This is a genomic window from Lysinibacillus sp. GbtcB16, assembly GCF_019091145.1.
Taxonomy (GTDB): Bacteria; Bacillota; Bacilli; order Bacillales_A; family Planococcaceae; genus Lysinibacillus; species Lysinibacillus fusiformis.
Map to the genome: position 1 here is coordinate 1 of NZ_JAGXJV010000417.1, position 270 is coordinate 270.

The following is a 270-nucleotide window of genomic DNA, read 5'->3' on the forward strand; positions in this document are numbered from 1 at the left end:
GGCGATGGTCCCGATGCCCGGGTAGGTGACATTCATACGCATGGGAACGCCATCGAACATATCGCGATTGTTCGGATCCTTCGGAATCAGTCGAACTTCGTCGACACCAATCCGGAAAGCATAGGCGAAAATACCGATTATCGTACATCCGATTACAATTTGCAGTAAGATGAGACGCAGCCATGAAAGCCCTTTCTTCTCCTCTTGCATGTAGATTACTCTCCTTTTATCTCAGAAAAATCATCGATTTGTATCAATTTTGTAACAGGC

At 45.6% G+C, this 270-nt stretch carries 1 protein-coding gene; it reads right to left on the bottom strand.

The window, feature by feature from the left end:
- Positions 1-210 (bottom strand): hypothetical protein (locus KVT27_RS24755; protein WP_217582184.1); only part of this gene is annotated, 210 nt, incomplete at its 3' end.
- Between the last annotated feature and the right edge of the window lie 60 nt (positions 211-270).